This is a genomic window from Pantoea sp. B_9 (assembly GCF_008632015.1).
Lineage (GTDB): Bacteria > Pseudomonadota > Gammaproteobacteria > Enterobacterales > Enterobacteriaceae > Pantoea > Pantoea dispersa.
Window position 1 is genome coordinate 311,222 of sequence record NZ_VWVL01000005.1, and the last position, 15,908, is coordinate 327,129.

Here is a 15,908-nt window from a genome sequence, read left to right on the forward strand (position 1 = left end):
CCTGTTTCAGGGGCAGCTAAAGCCGGGAAGCTGGAACGGGTTACGAATACTGCCAGGGGTGAACGACAACGTGACCTGATGGCCATCGACGTTAAAACTGGCCTCGCGGGTCAGGCCACCGACCGCGGTTAAGCGAGCGCGATCGAAGAAGCGGTTCAGCGCCCACGGACCGCTGGTCACCAGTGTTGAGGTGGTGCCGTTGGTCAGGCCAAGCTGCATCCGCACCTGGCTGGTGCCGCCCGGTCCGGGCCAGCTCACCATCTGCACCGCCTGCGGGCCGTGGCTGTAACGCAGAATCTGGCCATCGACGTCGAGCGTCAGGTTGAGAATGTCGTTATCCATTTTCACCGTACGCAGCGTGACGCGGAACGACGGCGTGGTCGCCCCGTTAGCAAAGAAGGCATCACGAATCGACTGCGCCTGCTGGAACGGACGCAGCAGCGCCTCACCGCCCGGCAGCGTTTTGCCGTCGATGCCTGGCGTGAAACGCCACGCCGCGTTGGTGGTATCCACTTTGCTGGCCAGATTGTCGCGGAAGAAGCTGTCCATCAGCCCACTGCCCGGCGCGAACATGCGCGCCAGATCGTCCGGCGTTACTTCGCTGCGCGCATTGCGCACCAGCGGGTAACGGCCGGCAATCGCCTGGCGGCAGAAGCTGCCCACTTCCATGGTGATGCGCTTGCGCACGTTATCCATATCGCGGCGCTGTGCATCGCTGCTGGCGCCCACAGCCATGCTGGAAACCATATTCTGCAGCGAACCCGGTAAGCGACCGGCGCTGGCCTGCAGACGACTGATGGCATCGCCGGACGGCGGCGGCATGCCGCTATTGGCGGCGTCCTGCACCGCCGTCAGGTAGCGGTAGAGATCGTCGATCTGATGCAGAAAATCATCCACCGCCAGCACTTTACTGCCCTGCTGCAGCGGCTGTGCCAGCTCCAGCACAGGCGCGAAGTGCACCGCCACCGCCTGCTCCGGTGCCTGCTGGGCGGCGCCCTGGCCCGGCGCCGCGCTGGCTTTGGAGGAACTGAACAGCGCTTCTAAAGTGCGCGTGGCGCTGTTGCCCGTCGCCGGCTGTGCCTGGGTATTTTGCTCATCCGGCTGTGCGCGGTTCAGCGTCAGCAGCTTACTGAGGTTAACCACCAGCTGGCGCAGCGGCGAGTGGTTGCCCGACAGCAGACGTGCGGTGTTGATGCGCTGCGACAAATCCGCGCTGCTGTTGAGCTGGATATCGCTGAGGAACTGCTCCCACTGGCTGATGTAATCCTGCACGTAGAGCTGGCGCACCGCGAGATCGGTCTGCTGACTGTTCTCCGGCGAGGCAACGCCGCCCAGCACCCAGACATCATCCTGAAACAGCGCCTGCGTGACCGGTGCGATTTGTTTATCAACGTGCTGCCAGTAACCGTCAGGTGTGAACAGGCCGGCCACGCCGTCATTGACCGATTTGCCGCTTTTGCGTGAAAACACCAGCTCACTCTGCGGCCCGCCCAGCGCCGCGAGGGTGACCGGTTGCAGGCTGCCGTCACGCTGCAGCAGGCGCTTCAGACGTCCGTAGACGCGCTGCGACAGCGGCATTTGGTTAATCAGCGCCTGCTCGCGCTTTACCAGCGCGTCATCCTTCGCGTACGGCGAGGACTGAATCTGTGTCTCCAGCAGCTGCTGCAGATGCCACGCCAGCTGTTTCACTTCCTGCTGCGTCACATTTTGTGGCAGTTCGCGGCTAATATTCAGCATCAGCCAGGCATGCAGGAATTTGCCGTCATAATGTTTTGGCTGATACAGCATCTGGTAAGCTTTCAGCGCTTCGTAGCTGTAATCCGCATCGCTGCCGTTGTCGTTGCGCAGCCAGCGGGTGATGTTTTGCGCCACCTGCGGCAGCAGCAGCTGTTTCAGCGCTTTGTCATACAGGGTGCGCGTGGCGTCGCTGACTTCGGTACCGCGATACAGCCCCATGCGGCGCGTCAGCGGGGGATCTTCCAGCGAGAAGTCGGCGCTTTTTGGCAGCTGCAGTAGCGTGTTGAGATACGGCACCAGCGCAAACAGATCGCCATTGCCCTGGCGTTCCAGCTGTTGCCCCAGCTGTTCCACCTGCAACGTTTTACCCGCCATCTCCTGCAAATAGGCTTTGTTTTTGCTGTAGCTGGTGAGCCACAGCGCTCCGGCAATCAGTACCAGCACCAGCAGCGCCAGATAGCCGGACCACAATCCGGCGCGATTGCGCAGCTCCCACCAGCGGTTACTGCCCGCTAGGCCCGACTCCTGGAAGATGACATTTTCCAGCACGCCTTTCAGGAAGAAGCTCTGACCTTTGTTCGGCGGGATCGGTGACTCTTTGTCGACCTGGTCCCAGCTGCCGGATTCGCCGCTGCGCTGTCCCGGCAGATGCAGGGCGCGGCTCAGCTCGCCCATCACGCGGTCAAACGGCAGCCCTTCCTGAGTACCGCTGGCGAAATAGATACCGCGCGGCGCGAACTGGGTTTCGAAATCAGAGCGGGCAAACAGCGTATCCAGCGCATCCGCCAGCAGCGGACGCAGCGCGGCGAACTCCTGCGGGAACAGATAGCTCTCCGCCCGCGCCTGCGCATCGCTCTCCGCCAGCAGCGTATCGGCCAGGCCGGCATCCAGACGCTGCTGCAGCAGTGAATACTCCTGCTGAAACTGGCTGTTGAGCTCAAACTCTGCGGTCGACGCCTGCGCCCACGGGAAGGTAAAGCCCCAGATTTGCTCGCGCTGGGTTTTATCCAGCGAAGCGAAGTAGCTGCGGAAACCTTTGAGCAGGTCGGTTTTGGTGACCAGCACATAAACCGGGAAGCGAATGCCAAGGCGATCGTGCAGCTCCATCAGCCGCTGACGCAGTGCGATCGCCTGATTGCGCTGCGCTTCCGGCGATTGCGTCAGTAAATCAGACACGCTGAGCGTGACAATCACGCCATTGACGGGCTGACGGCCGCGATATTTGCGCAGCAGGTCGAGAAAGTGATGCCACTCGCTGGCGTCGCGCTCCTGCTGACTCTCCTGGGTGGTATAGCGGCCAGCGGTATCCAGCAGCACCGCTTCGTTGGTGAACCACCAGTCGCAGTTGCGCGTGCCGCCAATGCCGCGCAGCGCCGCTTTGCCGAACTTGTCCGCCAGCGGGAACTGCAGCCCGGAGTTGACCAGCGCGGTGGTTTTACCGGCACCCGGTGCGCCAATGATCATGTACCACGGCAGCTGGTAGAGGTATTGATGGCTAAAGCGCTGCGCCCAGAAAGGCGCGCCCTTACTGCTGGCGCGCTGGAAGTGCGCTTTTTTCAGCATGTCGGTGGCTTCGGAGAAACGGCTCGCCAGCACCTGCTCTTCATTGGTCAGGCGTTTGCGGTCCTGCTCCGGCGCATCGCTTTTGCTGGTTTCGAGGCTCGACATCAGTTTGCGGTTGAGCCAGAAGTTATACAGGCGCGGAATCGCCTGGCTCAGCCCCCACACCAGATAGAGCAGCGTAATGCTGATGATGCGGTTCTGCTCTGGCTCCAGCGGCCGCGAGTCGACAATGGAAAACACCGGGCCAATCACCCAGATGATAAAGGAGAGCGCGGTAATGCCGACAAAACCCCAGGCGAGGCGGCTGGTCAGCACCGCAAAAAGCATATTCAGCATGGATTAGTTCCCTCTCGCCAGGCCGTTGAGTTCCGCTTGCGTCGCATCCGGCGCGACCAGCAGAGTAATTTCTACGCGACGGTTGCGGGCGCGATTCTCCGCGCTGGTGTTCGGCACCAGCGGATGGCTTTCGCCACGCCCTTCGGCTTTAACCCGCGACGGTTGTGCCAGCTGCTGCTGCAGCAGGGTTTGCACCGACTGCGCGCGCGCCAGCGAGAGTTCATAGTTGGAGGCGAAGCGGGCACTGCGAATCGGCACGTTGTCGCTGTAGCCAATCACCAGAATCTTCCCGCTGACGTTATTCATCGCGGCGGCAATGCGCTGAATCACCGCATCGTAGCGACCACGCACTTCGGTGGATGCCGAGGCGAACAGGCCATCGCCCTTCAGGGTGACCACGCTCTGGTCGGCTTCATCGCGCACCGCCACCAGGCCGGCATCAATTTCCGGCTTGAGGAACGCTTTCAGGTTCAGCGTGGCGGGCGGCGGCGGTGCCGGATTGCTGATTTTGACTTCCGGCAGCGCGGTCTGATAGATGCTGGCCAGCACCGGCGAGGTGTAATCGCCGAGACGCCAGTTCAGGACAATGTAGAACAGGCAGGCAGCAAAGCCGGCCACCGCCGCACAGGCCCATAGTGGAATCATCGGCCGCCACAGCTTGCGCAGCACCGGCTGATCGGTGGGATGCGGTGACAGCGCCGCCGGGTAACTGCCGCGCACGCTTTTGATCATCTGCAGCAGACGCTGTTTGATGGTTTCCAGCTGCGAACGCCCATTATCCAGCACGCGGTAGCGCCCTTCAAAGCCGAGCAGCAGGCAGAAGTAGATCAGCTCCAGCAGCAGGATGTGCTGACGCGGGTTTTGCGACAGCTTGGCCAGCAACTGAAAGAACTTCTCACCGCCCCAGGTTTCATTGTGAAACGTTACCAGCAGGCCGTTGCTGGTCCACACGCCGCGGCTGCCCCACGGCGTCAGCGCCGCCGCTTCATCCAGCGCGGTGCACAGGCAGTAGCGCGCGCCGACGATCACTTCATAACTCAGCCCCGACTGCTGGCAGCTGAGCTCAAAGCGACGGATCTGATCGATCAGCTGCTGGCGCAGCCGCGCCGGATCGTCGTGCGAGACGGAGTGGCGAATCTGCGGGATCGCGTTAATCAGCGGATTCGCCGCGGCGACCAGCACATTCTGATGGCTGACATCCTGCTGTGTGACGTCACTGTTCGGTTTCTGTTGTTCCTGCATCATGCGGCGTGCTCAGTTTTGATTATTCTGACTGACTACGAATGGCCCAGAACTCCATGTTCAGGCCCGGAAACTCACCGGCCAGATGCAGCGCAAAGGCACCTGAGCGCTCCATCTCCTGCCACAGCTCGCTGTTCTTATCGAGCTCGAAATAGCTGTAGCCGGCATGCCACGGGATTTGCGGCGGCGCGCCCGGCATGGCTTTCAGCGCCAGTCCCGGCAGCTGCAGCTGTACCAGATCGCGGATTTTGGTAACGGGCGCGACTTTCATCTGCGCCGGGAAGTGGGTTTTCAGCGCCTCGGCCGGCACGCTGGCTTTGACCGCCAGCACAAAGCCGAACTCGCGCACCATGCTGCTTTCCGGCACCGTGGCCACGTTGAGGCCGTGCGAGCGCTGCGTCAGCGGCAACTGGATGGCGCTCTCTTCCATCACCTGCGACAGTCCCTGGCGCAGCAGCAGCGTTAAGCGGGCAAAACAGCTGTACAGATCGTCATGGTCATACAGCGGCAGCGCGTCCGGGGTGCGCGCCGGCATCCAGCTGCTCAATTCAGCGGCCAGCTGCAGCCAGTGACTGTAGAGCGTTTCCGGGTGCAGCAGCGGCAGATGCTGTAGGTGCGCGTGCAGGCCAAGCTGACGGTTGAGTAAGGTCAGCAGCATAAAATCGACCATGTCGGCACTGTTAAAGCGGCCGGTACCCGGCGTGCGCTGGCTCAGCTGCTGGCTGCGCTGCTGAATCAGGCCGTGCAGGTCATTGAGCATGCTCTGCAGCGGCCGGCTGGCGTTGAGCGTCAGCATCGGCGGAATGTAATCGGTATCGAGGCGCACGTGGTTATCGCTGCGTTTTTCAATCACCTGCGCCACGCCCATCGCCGTCCATTCCGCGGTGAGATCCTGTTCCAGCATCAGGCGCAGGCGCAGTTTGCCGAACTGAACGGTGGCAGCGCCGACCGCCTGAGCGTTGTCATCTTCGACTTCGGCTTCCCACGCCAGATAGCGCGCCAGTGAATCCTGCGTCTCCTGAAACGCCACCGCTTCGCGCCCGTTGCGCCGGGCCGGGATCGCCAGTACCACTTTGCTGCGATCGACATTCGCCGGCAGATCCAGCGGAGCCGGACCGTGCTGTGGCTGGCTGAAAGAGAAGAAGGTGCCGTCAGGCAGACATCCGCTGGCGGCACTCAGCGCCAGTTTTCCCTGGCGCAACAGCGCTTCATCAAATTCGAGATCAAAAAAACCCCAGGTGTAGGCGCGCTGCGACTGCCCCCACTCGCGCAGGGTGCTGTGTAGAAAATTTTCCGACTGCTGGAAATGGTGAGGGCGCAGGAACATCCCCTCGGTCCAGACAACCTTTTCGGCTCGGTTCATAGGCATCCTTACTGCTTAACCACGCGCAGGCCGTTGATATCCGCCACGACGCGGGCATTCAACTCACCATCGTTATTTTTCCAGAACTGCCAGAATGCGCTGTCGTCGCCATCCGGGAAGGGCAGCGCGAGACGCCAGACTTTACCGTCCAGCGCCTGATACTCGGCCATGATGCCGATGAAGCGCGCTTCCGGCAGGCTTTTCGCGCTGAGGGTTTTACTCAGCTGACCTGACATCAGGAAGAACTGCTGATTGTTGAGCAGCGTGCTGCCCAACGCGGTGGCGGGCTGGTTCTGCAGGGAGTAGAAATCAGCGGACATGAATTCCGCATCGGAGGTCAGCAACATCACCCGGACTTTAAGCGGCGCACCCGCGTTGATCTGCGGATGCGCCTGAAAGTCGAGATTGTAGCGTGCAACCGGCGCCGGACTGTTGCTGCTGCAGGCGGCCAGCAGGCAAGCCAGCAGCAGTAATCCGGCGCGGCGGAGAGAAATCATCGTCATCATTCAGCCCTCCCTGCTTACCGTGTTAGTTGATGATCCAGGTGCCGCTGTTGCTGTTCTGGCACGCTTTGCTGTCGCCATCCACCGCGACGCAGGTCTTTTTCTTGCTGCTGGCGCGGGCGCGACGCTTCGGCTGGTCCGCTTTGATGGTCTGCTCATACAGCGCGCTTTTCACCACCGCGCGGAACGGGACATAACCGATCAGCTGTACCGCAGGCTGAGCCGCCGGCTGCTGCGCTTTTTTGTCATCGGCCGGTGCAGTCTCAGGCTGCGCTTCGTCTGCGGCCTGCGCCGACTCGCCAAGTGCCAGCCAGTTGTTTTCAACCTGGCCAATCACGGTGTAGGTTTCACCGCTTTTCAGCGTATCCACCACTTTGCCGCCGAAGCTCGGGCGGGTCATGATCGAAGCCGGATAGAGCGCGCGATAAGCCTCGTTCACCGGGCTGAACTGTGCCGGCGGCTGGACGGCATAACGGTGCGACAGCGTGACGCCGTCAACAGTGCTGCTGACAATAGTGTCGTCTGTCATCTTTGGCGGTGCTTTACAGCCAGCCACTGCGAAAACAAACATCAGGCCCAACGCCATACGGAGATTCACCATTTTCTTCATGTTTAGTTCCATTAACGCCTAAAAAGTGGCCAGAGGCCGGTTAAGAGCAAAATGAACCGTGCGCACGGCGGGAGCCGGCGTCGATTCAGTACCAGTTAAAAAGTTGACCCTTTAATGAGTGCGGCTAACGCATCGCGCCAGCGAAGCAAAAATTGATCAGTCTGAATTAAGTATTAAAAATGCAACATTAGTGACAGGGATGATGTCGGAAGAATTCTGATCGTTTCACAAACGATCAGCAACATGATCAATTTTTGCTAAGCGAAGGGGTCGGCCACAGCCAAACCTCGGTTTCTCTTATGCCATCCCTGGTATAAAAACTATCACGTTCAATGAATCTGGTTAATCGGTAACGATTAAGATGATAACAGCAACAACTTACGGCATTCGCTGGCAGCATTGCTATTTATTGAGATATATCAACAACATATAAAAGACTGGAAACATCATAGCTACCGCACGAGCCAGGTAAAACCTGCCCGTGAGCATGCAATCACAATCCATTTGTTAATGTCTGACGGAAGTTTACAGAAGCCTGACAAAATTTCAACGCGCCGCTAGCAGAGGAAATTAGTTCAGTAAAGGTTAACAAATATTTTTAATGCAAATTTGCGTCACTTTTGCCCATAAACCTAAGACTATTCTTAGCAATCCATTAAAACTGTGAAAGATTGTAAATGAAAGATGAAAATTTACTCGCGCGATCATTAAAAATTGTCATAAAAAAAATGGCGCTGAGCGGCACGCATTTTGTCTGCGCGCGATAAAATCCAGGCAGGCGATAAAAAAGGGGTGATAAAGACAAACTGACAGTGAAAAAAACCAGCCAGGCGGACCAGGCTGGTTTAATACGCTAAAATAGCGGGTATCGGGATTGTTAAGCAGTCAGAATAGATTGCAGCTCAGGCAAGGTTTTCACCTGCCAGGTGGGCGTGATGTGCGCCGGCAGCGGACGCGTGCCGTGATCGATCCAGCAGGTTTTCACGCCGGCATTCATACCACCGAGAATATCCGATTCCGGCGTGTCGCCGACCATTAATACCCGGCGGCGATCGGGATTGCCCAGCAGCTGCAGCGTATGGTCAAAAATCGCCGCGTCCGGCTTGGGTACGCCCACCTGTTCGGAGATCACCAGCGCGTCAAAGTAGTCACGGAAGCCGGTGCGTTCAAGGCGCGCCTGCTGCAGCGCCGTAAAACCGTTGGTGATGATGGCGATTTTTACCTTGCCCTTGAGCGTATCCAGCAGGCGGGCTGCGCCATCCAGCGGCAGGCAGATCTCGGCCATCGCATTAAGAAAGTCGCTGTTAAGCACTTCCGGCGCCACGCGCAGTTTTTCGCCCCACAGCGTGAAGCGGCGCGTCTGAAGCTGTAACGCTGAAATGGTGCCGTTCTGGTAATCGACCCACAGCGGTTTGTTGACGGCCTGATAATCAGCGTAATCCTGATCGCTGAAGTGCACGTCGTAGCTGGCAAACATGCGCTGCAGGCCGGCGAAGGCGTCAAAGTGGAAAAGTGTGTCATCCGCATCGAACAGGATGCAGTCCCAGTCGTTTAACATAGTGCCCCTTTTGAATAACGTCAGAGCGTGAGCGCCATGATGATGGCATCCTCGCGCCCGCTGGCGGTGGGATAGTAGTTTGGCCGCACGCTGACCTGATGAAAATCCAGCTGCTGATACAGCGCAATGGCGGGCTGATTGGAGGCGCGCACCTCCAGCCACAGCGTCATTACCGCACGCTGCTCCAGTTCGGCAATCAGCTGCTGTAGCAGCTGACGCGCATAGCCGCGGCGCTGGAACGCGGGATCGACCGCGATGTTGAACAGCGACGCTTCATCCAGCACCACCTGGGTGATGGCGAAGCCGGCCAGCTGGCCGTCCGCGTGCAGGCAAAGATTGACGTAACGTTCGCCCTGATTGCTGGCAAAGGTCTGCTCGCTCCACGGAAACGCATGCGCGCGGCGCTCGATCTCCAGCAGCCGCGGCTGTAAATCAGGGGTGATGAAAGAGATGGCTGTCATGGTTACACATCTGTTGCCACAGCGCGCGTTTGGCCGCGCCGCTGCTGATTAATTCATTGAAAACGGCGCTGGTGAACGTGATGCCGTTAAAAGGATGATCGCTGGTCACACCCAGCAGCCAGCCAGCACAGTCGACCTGCTCCGGCAGCATCGGCAGCTGTTCTGGCGTCAGCGTCATTACCTGCCCCGGCTGAATGCTCAGCGTCCGTAGTACGTCGCGCACCAGCGGCTCCTGCAGATCCGGCGCCTGCTCAGCAACCAGTACCAACCGCGTGTCCGGCGTCAGCGTAACGGCAATTTCACCTTGCAGCACGCGCGGACGTCGCAGCTGATACTGCGTAATCCCCATTTGCTGTAGAAGCCAGTCGCGCCTTGTGCTCATGCTGTTACCTGTAATCCTGCCAGAATGCGACGCTATGCTAGCAAACCCATCGAACATGCGCCAACAAAGCACTATAATCGCCGCTCTGATTTAACAGGAGCGTTCCATGTCTGCTTTTACCCCGGCCAGCGAAGTGATTCTGCGCCACAGTGATGAATTTACCGCCCGCCACGTACTGTTCGCCGGCTACCTGCAGGATGACCTGCCCGCCCAGTTGGAGACCGCGTCGAGCCGCGTGCACACTCAGCAGTACCATCACTGGCAGAACCTCAGCCGCCGCCTCGGTGAACGGGCAGTGTACGGGCTGGTGGCCGGTGCGGCCGACGTAGCCGGTTGCGACACGCTGGTCTATTTCTGGCCGAAGAACAAACCGGAAGCGCAGTTCCAGCTGCAAAACCTGCTGTCGCTGCTGCCGCTGGGCTGCGATATTTTTGTCGTCGGTGAAAACCGCAGCGGCGTGCGCAGCGCCGAAGGCATGCTGGAGAACTGGGCGACGCTGGAGAAGATCGACAGCGCGCGCCGCTGCGGGCTGTATCACGGCCAGCTGACGCAGCAGGCCAGCTTTGACGCCAGCGCGTTCGGCAATCACTATCAGCTGGACGATCTCACCATTCATACCCTGCCAGGCGTGTTCAGCCGCGACGGGCTGGATATCGGCAGCGATCTGCTGCTTTCCACTCTTACGCCGCACACCAAAGGCAAAGTGCTGGATATCGGCTGTGGCAGTGGCGTATTAGCCGCCGCGCTGGCGCAGCATTCGCCGAAAGTCCGGCTGTGGCTGTGCGATGTGCACGCCGCCGCCATCGAGGCGAGTAAAGCCACGCTGGCCGCTAACGGTCTGGAAGGCGAAGTGTTTGCCAGTAACGTGTTCTCAGACGTCAGCGGCCGTTTTGATCTGATCATCTCTAACCCGCCGTTCCATGACGGTCTGCAAACCAGCCTTGATGCCGCCCACACGCTGATTCGCGGTGCGGTGAAGCATCTCAACAGCGGCGGCGAGCTGCGCATCGTGGCCAACGCCTTCCTGCCTTATCCGCAGGTGCTGGATGAAACCTTCGGTAACCATGAAGTGCTGGCGCAGACCGGCCGCTTCAAAGTGTATCGCGCCGTATATGGCCGCGGCGCGAAAGCGCGCTAAGCGTAGTAAAACTCGCGATGCGACGGGGAAAACGTTGCTTTTTGCAGCAGTCGTTTCACCGTCGCAAAATATGTGTTGACGCAATGAGTAAAATCTCTAAAATGCGCCTCCGTGGTTAGCAATACTGTACCGTATTGCAGGCAGGCGAAGGTGGCGGAATTGGTAGACGCGCTAGCTTCAGGTGTTAGTGTCCTTACGGACGTGAGGGTTCAAGTCCCTCTCTTCGCACCAATAATCACAGAGTTTATATCGCGTGCACTGCGCGAAGGTGGCGGAATTGGTAGACGCGCTAGCTTCAGGTGTTAGTGTTCTTACGGACGTGAGGGTTCAAGTCCCTCTCTTCGCACCATGCGGTGATATAAACAGACAACTACGATGCGAAGGTGGCGGAATTGGTAGACGCGCTAGCTTCAGGTGTTAGTGTTCTTACGGACGTGAGGGTTCAAGTCCCTCTCTTCGCACCAACGTTGTCACACTTCTTCTGCAGTACATCCCCCCTTGATTGTTGCCGCTGCTATCACGCCTTTGCGTGATATTGTCGTTTCTGCTCGCCGTTAAATAACGTGAAAATTCACCGAGATAGCCGCCAGACCGCCAGCCAGCGCCAGGCAGGAAGGCAGCAGCAGATAATGACGCAGACGATGGTGAAACAGCATTACCACGGTGAGCAGCAGCGCGACGATCATCACTAAGCGCCACTGGCTGAAACTCGGCTCCCACAGTGCAAATACCGGCATGGCCGCGCAGGGCAGCAATACGCCCCAGCCGCTGTCCAGACGTTTTCCCATCACCCAGCTTACGCCCCACAAGCCGCAGGCGGCCATCATCGCCATGATCATCGCGCAACCCTTCAAATGATAAATATTCCTATTATCATATGACAATACTTCTCATCTTGCAGCGAATTTTTTGCCCTGCCCGCGCCGGATGACAGAATTACTGGAAAATGATAGATTGCCGCCGATAACTATTTTGATAACACAGCAAAAACGTGCTCACTATCCGCGTTGTGGGATTATTTCCTGCGGGTAGCGCTTTGATATTTCAGGGCTGTCACGAGTAATAATAATGAAATTACAATCTTATGATGAGTTGAAACACAGCAAGTATCGGCTGTCGCTGATGCTATTTTTGTTTTTAAATGTCGCCGTTTCGCTTTTTTGTCTGCTGCCGTTTTTCGGCACAGATAATCCCATCAATTCGCTGCCGGTAACACTGGTGGCGGGCTTTAGCACCACGCTGCTGGCGCTATGTTTAATCGCGCCGAATCTAAAATTCCCGTTATTAAATCCTGTCGCATTGCTATTAGGCGCGCTGTGGGCCTGGCATATCAATCATCGTTACCATCTGGTGTTTTATTTTGACGGTAGCTTTTTAATAATCAGTCTGCTGAGCGTATTTTTTATCAGCGCGATTGCCCTGAGTGATTATTTGCTTGCGTTCTGTTTACATATTACGCCACCGGTATTAACCGTACTTTTACTGGACGATGGTCAGCATTTAATGACCATTCTGTTCACCATTACGCTGCCGCTGATCGGCTTCTCGCTGCACCATTTGATGCGCCGCCGCTTCGACACCTTCACCCTGCGGCTGGTGCGCCAGCTGTATGAGGAGAAGCAAAGTTTTAGCGATTTGAGCATGCTCGATCCGCTCACTGGCCTGTATAACCGGCGCGGGCTGAAGAACCGGCTGGATACCATCATGGAAAATCATGCCGGCAGCCACTTTGTGCTGCTGCTGGATATCGATCACTTCAAGGCCTACAACGATAACTACGGTCATGCCATGGGCGATCAGGCGCTGGCGCGGGTGTCGGTTGCCATTCGCGATGCGGTGCGCTCGCGCGATGTGGTGACGCGCTACGGCGGCGAAGAGTTTCTGGTGCTGATGACCAACGTTAACGCCTCGATTGCCATGAAGCTGGCCGAACGCATCCGTCAGTACGTGGTTGATCTGGAAATTCCCCACCGCTTCAATGATAAAGTCTCGACCCACGTGACCATCAGCGCCGGTATCGCGCCGATTTTCGCAGAAGACTTCGACCAGGCGGTGGCCAACGCCGACCGCGCGCTGTATGTGGCGAAGAATCAGGGACGTAACACCATTCTGGCGTGGGAGGATTTACCGAAGCTGGCGCCGGTAAGCAGCGATCTGGTGTAAGCGGTGCGGCGACAACGCCGCGCCCTCTCCGGGAAATTTCACGCAAAATGCGCGGCGGCCAGACAGTGAGCGCTGCTGGCATCTTGCTCAGTGAATCGGGAACGATTATCATTTGTTTTTCGCTTCCCGTTTTCACTCAGGAGCCGCATGGCCATTATCACGCTTCAGGATCATCGCTTTAGCGCGCATCCGCTGATCTTTATGCAGAGCGATCGCAGCTTAGCCAGCGCGCTGGAAGATCTGATGTGCGACCAGCGTAGCTACATGCGGGAAAACGTGAAGCTGGGCCAGCCGGCCCCCGCAGGAACCCTGACGCTGGCCGAATGGTCCACGCCGTTTCACTATCGCCGCCTGACGCAGCGCTACAGCGACTATCTCTATCGCCACCATCCCGATGTTCCGCAGGAAGCCAAACCGCTGCAGTCACTGTGGGCCCAGTGGTATTTTGGCCTGCTGCTGCCGCCATTAATGCTGGCGCTGCTGCAGGAGCCGCGTGCGCTCGACTGCTCGCCGCAGCGTATCCACGTTGAGTTCCACGAAAACGGCCATCCGTGTGCCTTCTGGATTGATGTGCAGGAGGATGAGGATGCGCGCTATCTCACTCCGCAGCAGCGTATCGAACGCCTGATTCAATATAGCCTGATCCCCGCCGTTAACGGCATGGCGCAGCACGGTGACATCAACGCGCGGCTAATCTGGAACAACTTAGGCTTCTCGTTTTACTGGTTCCTTGGCGAACTGCAGCAGCAGCTGCCTGCGGCTACCCGGCATCAACTCGAACAGGCGCTGTTTTTCAGCAAATCCCTGTCCGACGGCAGTGATAATCCGCTGTATCGCACCATGATCCCGCGTAACGGCGCGATGGAGCGGCGCAGCTGCTGCCAGCGCTATCGCATTCCGGACGTCGAACGCTGCGGTAACTGCACGTTAAATGCCGTGTAAGCGCGGCGTATTCTGTTACAGATTCTCCGTTTCTCCCGTTTACAGCTTTCCCGCCTTATGGCAGCTTTTACGCTCTGTTTTTACCGGAGAAAAAAATGAGCCTGGAGTCGGTACGGCACTTCTTTGCCGAACACGCACCGGATATCGACATCATCGAGATGCCGGAAAGCACTGCCACCGTAGAACTGGCCGCACGCGTACATGGCGTGACGCCGGGACAAATCGCCAAAACCCTGTCGCTGAAAGTAAAAGAGAGCGTGGTGCTGATTGTCACGCGCGGTGACGCCCGGCTGGATAACCGCAAGCTGAAGGCGGCGCTCGGGGCAAAAGCGCGCATGCTGAGCGTGGATGAAGTGGTGAACTGGACCGGCCATCCGGTCGGCGGCGTGTGCCCGTTCGGGCTGGAAAATCCGCTGACCGTCTATTGCGATGTGTCGCTGCGCAGTTTCGATGAAGTGTTACCTGCGGCCGGTTCGATTCACAGCGCGGTGCGCATTTCGCCGCAGCGCATGGCTGAACTCACGGCGGCGAAATGGATTGACGTCTGCGAGGCGCGTTAACGCGTCTCTTTCGCCACCGCCCCGGATATTTCGATGCCGCGCGTCTCGCGGCCAAACGCCACGAACACGCAAATCAGCACCGCCACCGTGCCGGCGACAATCGCCATGCCCAGTCCGTAGTTACCGCCATGGGCTTCGGCAATGCGGGACTGCAGCGTGGCGTTGACCGAAGCAATTAAATTCCCCAGCTGGTAAACGAAGCCCGGCAGTACCGCACGCGCATTGGCCGGCACCAGCTCGGTCAGGTAGGTCGGCACCACGCCCCATGCGCCCTGCACCATAAACTGCATCAGGAACGCGCCGATACCAATCGCCCAGGAACCGCTGGAGAACGCCCACAGCGGCAGCACCGGCAGCGCCAGAAACGACGCCAGCATGATGGCTTTTTTACGCCCGATACGCTCGGACAGCGAGCCGAACGTAATGCCGCCGAGCATCGCCGCGATGTTATAGCCGATGGCGATAATGCTCACCGTGTGGGCGTCAAACTGGTGCTGCACTTTCAGGAACGTCGGGTAGAGATCCTGCGTGCCGTGGCTGAAGAAGTTAAAACAGGCCATCAGCAGCACCATGTAAATACAAATTTTCCAGTGCTGGCGGATGATGGGCAGCAACGCGTGATTCTCTTTACGCTCGCGTGCCGCCAGCCATACCGGCGATTCCGGCACTTTAAAATAGATAAACGGCAGCAGCAGAATCGGCAACGCGCCAATCAGGAACATGCCGCGCCAGCCCACCTGTTCGAAGAACAGGCCAAACACTATCGACGCCAGCAGATAGCCGCACGGATAACCGGCTTGGAAGATGCCGGACATCAGGCCGCGCGAACGGTCGGGAATGGTTTCCATCGCCAGCGAAGAGGCCACGCCCCAGACGCCACCCATCGCCACGCCGTAAATCACGCGGAAGGTCAGGAAGGCAGCAAAGTTGGGCGACCATGCCGACAGCAACTCAAACAGCGAAAACAGCACGATGTTGAGCATCAGGATCGGCCGGCGGCCATATTTTTCCGCCAGCCGGCCAAAGATCAATGCGCCCACCGGTCGTACGGCCAGCGTCAGCATAATGGCAACGGAAACATCGGAGACGCTGGTGTTGAAGTAGCGCGCAAGATCGCTGAGCACAAACACCAGAATAAAGAAGTCGAACGCATCCAGCGTCCAGCTGGCGAAACTGGCGAAAGCCACGTTGCGCTGGGTCGCAGTCCAGTTAAACATAAGGGTATCCTGTCTGATTGCTTCCGGCTCGCGGCCAGATTTTTATTGGAACGTTATCCAGCGAATGGTTGCACTGGTTATTATTGTGTTAACCATTTGTATATAGCATGTCAGAAAGGCGCCGCGCGGCGGG

The 15,908-nt window shown here is 58.3% G+C and carries 14 protein-coding genes and 3 tRNA genes; 7 read left to right on the forward strand and 10 right to left on the reverse strand.

The window, feature by feature from the left end:
- Positions 1-6: 6 nt before the first annotated feature.
- The 8 genes from tssM to F3I21_RS16905 form a co-directional block, all read right to left on the reverse strand.
- Positions 7-3,636 carry a type VI secretion system membrane subunit TssM gene (gene tssM / locus F3I21_RS16870; RefSeq protein ID WP_150059371.1) on the reverse strand — a complete coding sequence of 1,210 codons (3,630 nt, stop codon included), beginning with the start codon at positions 3,634-3,636 and terminating at the stop codon, positions 7-9.
- A gap of 3 nt (positions 3,637-3,639) precedes the next feature.
- Positions 3,640-4,881, reverse strand: coding sequence for a DotU family type VI secretion system protein (locus tag F3I21_RS16875; RefSeq protein ID WP_021506782.1), 1,242 nt, complete (start codon positions 4,879-4,881; stop codon positions 3,640-3,642).
- A gap of 19 nt (positions 4,882-4,900) precedes the next feature.
- Positions 4,901-6,241, reverse strand: a complete 1,341-nt coding sequence (gene tssK, locus F3I21_RS16880; RefSeq protein WP_058757167.1) for a type VI secretion system baseplate subunit TssK — start codon at positions 6,239-6,241, stop codon at positions 4,901-4,903.
- Between the two features lie 8 nt (positions 6,242-6,249).
- Entirely contained in the window at positions 6,250-6,747 is a 498-nt protein-coding gene (gene tssJ / locus F3I21_RS16885) for a type VI secretion system lipoprotein TssJ (protein WP_021506780.1), read from the reverse strand.
- Positions 6,748-6,769: 22 nt separating this feature from the next.
- A complete protein-coding gene (locus tag F3I21_RS16890) occupies positions 6,770-7,366 on the reverse strand; it encodes an SH3 domain-containing protein (RefSeq protein ID WP_031279568.1) in 597 nt (198 codons plus the stop codon).
- An 865-nt stretch (positions 7,367-8,231) separates the two neighbouring features.
- Positions 8,232-8,912, reverse strand: a complete 681-nt coding sequence (gene yjjG / locus F3I21_RS16895) for a pyrimidine 5'-nucleotidase (RefSeq protein ID WP_021506777.1) — start codon at positions 8,910-8,912, stop codon at positions 8,232-8,234.
- A gap of 20 nt (positions 8,913-8,932) precedes the next feature.
- Positions 8,933-9,373 carry a ribosomal protein S18-alanine N-acetyltransferase gene (gene rimI, locus F3I21_RS16900; protein WP_058776442.1) on the reverse strand — a complete coding sequence of 147 codons (441 nt, stop codon included), beginning with the start codon at positions 9,371-9,373 and terminating at the stop codon, positions 8,933-8,935.
- Complete coding sequence (locus F3I21_RS16905; RefSeq protein ID WP_031279565.1) at positions 9,345-9,755, reverse strand: DNA polymerase III subunit psi; 411 nt, start codon at positions 9,753-9,755, stop codon at positions 9,345-9,347. Before F3I21_RS16905 ends, rimI begins: the two co-directional genes overlap by 29 nt.
- A gap of 106 nt (positions 9,756-9,861) precedes the next feature.
- Between F3I21_RS16905 and rsmC the strand changes: the two genes are divergently transcribed.
- The 4 genes from rsmC to F3I21_RS16925 all read left to right on the forward strand — a co-directional run bounded on the left by rsmC (position 9,862) and on the right by F3I21_RS16925 (position 11,357).
- Entirely contained in the window at positions 9,862-10,893 is a 1,032-nt protein-coding gene (gene rsmC / locus F3I21_RS16910; RefSeq protein WP_150059372.1) for a 16S rRNA (guanine(1207)-N(2))-methyltransferase RsmC, read from the forward strand.
- Between the two features lie 144 nt (positions 10,894-11,037).
- Positions 11,038-11,124 (forward strand) — tRNA-Leu (locus F3I21_RS16915).
- A gap of 31 nt (positions 11,125-11,155) precedes the next feature.
- Positions 11,156-11,242, forward strand: a tRNA-Leu gene (locus F3I21_RS16920).
- A 28-nt stretch (positions 11,243-11,270) separates the two neighbouring features.
- Positions 11,271-11,357: transfer RNA gene (locus F3I21_RS16925), tRNA-Leu, on the forward strand.
- A gap of 90 nt (positions 11,358-11,447) precedes the next feature.
- Here the strand turns inward: F3I21_RS16925 and F3I21_RS16930 are convergent.
- On the reverse strand, positions 11,448-11,732 hold the full coding sequence (locus tag F3I21_RS16930; protein WP_058757170.1) for a DUF1435 domain-containing protein: 285 nt from the start codon (positions 11,730-11,732) through the stop codon (positions 11,448-11,450).
- A 229-nt stretch (positions 11,733-11,961) separates the two neighbouring features.
- On the opposite strand from F3I21_RS16930, the gene F3I21_RS16935 reads away from it, so the two are divergent.
- The 3 genes from F3I21_RS16935 (at position 11,962) to F3I21_RS16945 (ending at position 14,558) form a co-directional block, all read left to right on the forward strand.
- The gene (locus F3I21_RS16935) at positions 11,962-13,056 is read left to right on the forward strand and encodes a diguanylate cyclase (RefSeq protein ID WP_021506772.1); all 1,095 of its coding nucleotides are present in this window, start codon (positions 11,962-11,964) and stop codon (positions 13,054-13,056) included.
- Between the two features lie 147 nt (positions 13,057-13,203).
- Positions 13,204-13,998 carry a siderophore-iron reductase FhuF gene (gene fhuF, locus F3I21_RS16940; RefSeq protein ID WP_150059373.1) on the forward strand — a complete coding sequence of 265 codons (795 nt, stop codon included), beginning with the start codon at positions 13,204-13,206 and terminating at the stop codon, positions 13,996-13,998.
- Positions 13,999-14,093: 95 nt separating this feature from the next.
- Positions 14,094-14,558 (forward strand): YbaK/EbsC family protein, encoded by a 465-nt coding sequence (locus F3I21_RS16945; RefSeq protein ID WP_058757173.1) that lies wholly within the window; start codon positions 14,094-14,096, stop codon positions 14,556-14,558.
- Here F3I21_RS16945 and F3I21_RS16950 read toward each other — a convergent pair.
- Positions 14,555-15,775, reverse strand: coding sequence for an MFS transporter (locus F3I21_RS16950; RefSeq protein WP_150059374.1), 1,221 nt, complete (start codon positions 15,773-15,775; stop codon positions 14,555-14,557). The genes F3I21_RS16945 and F3I21_RS16950 overlap by 4 nt on opposite strands.
- Positions 15,776-15,908: the final 133 nt, after the last annotated feature.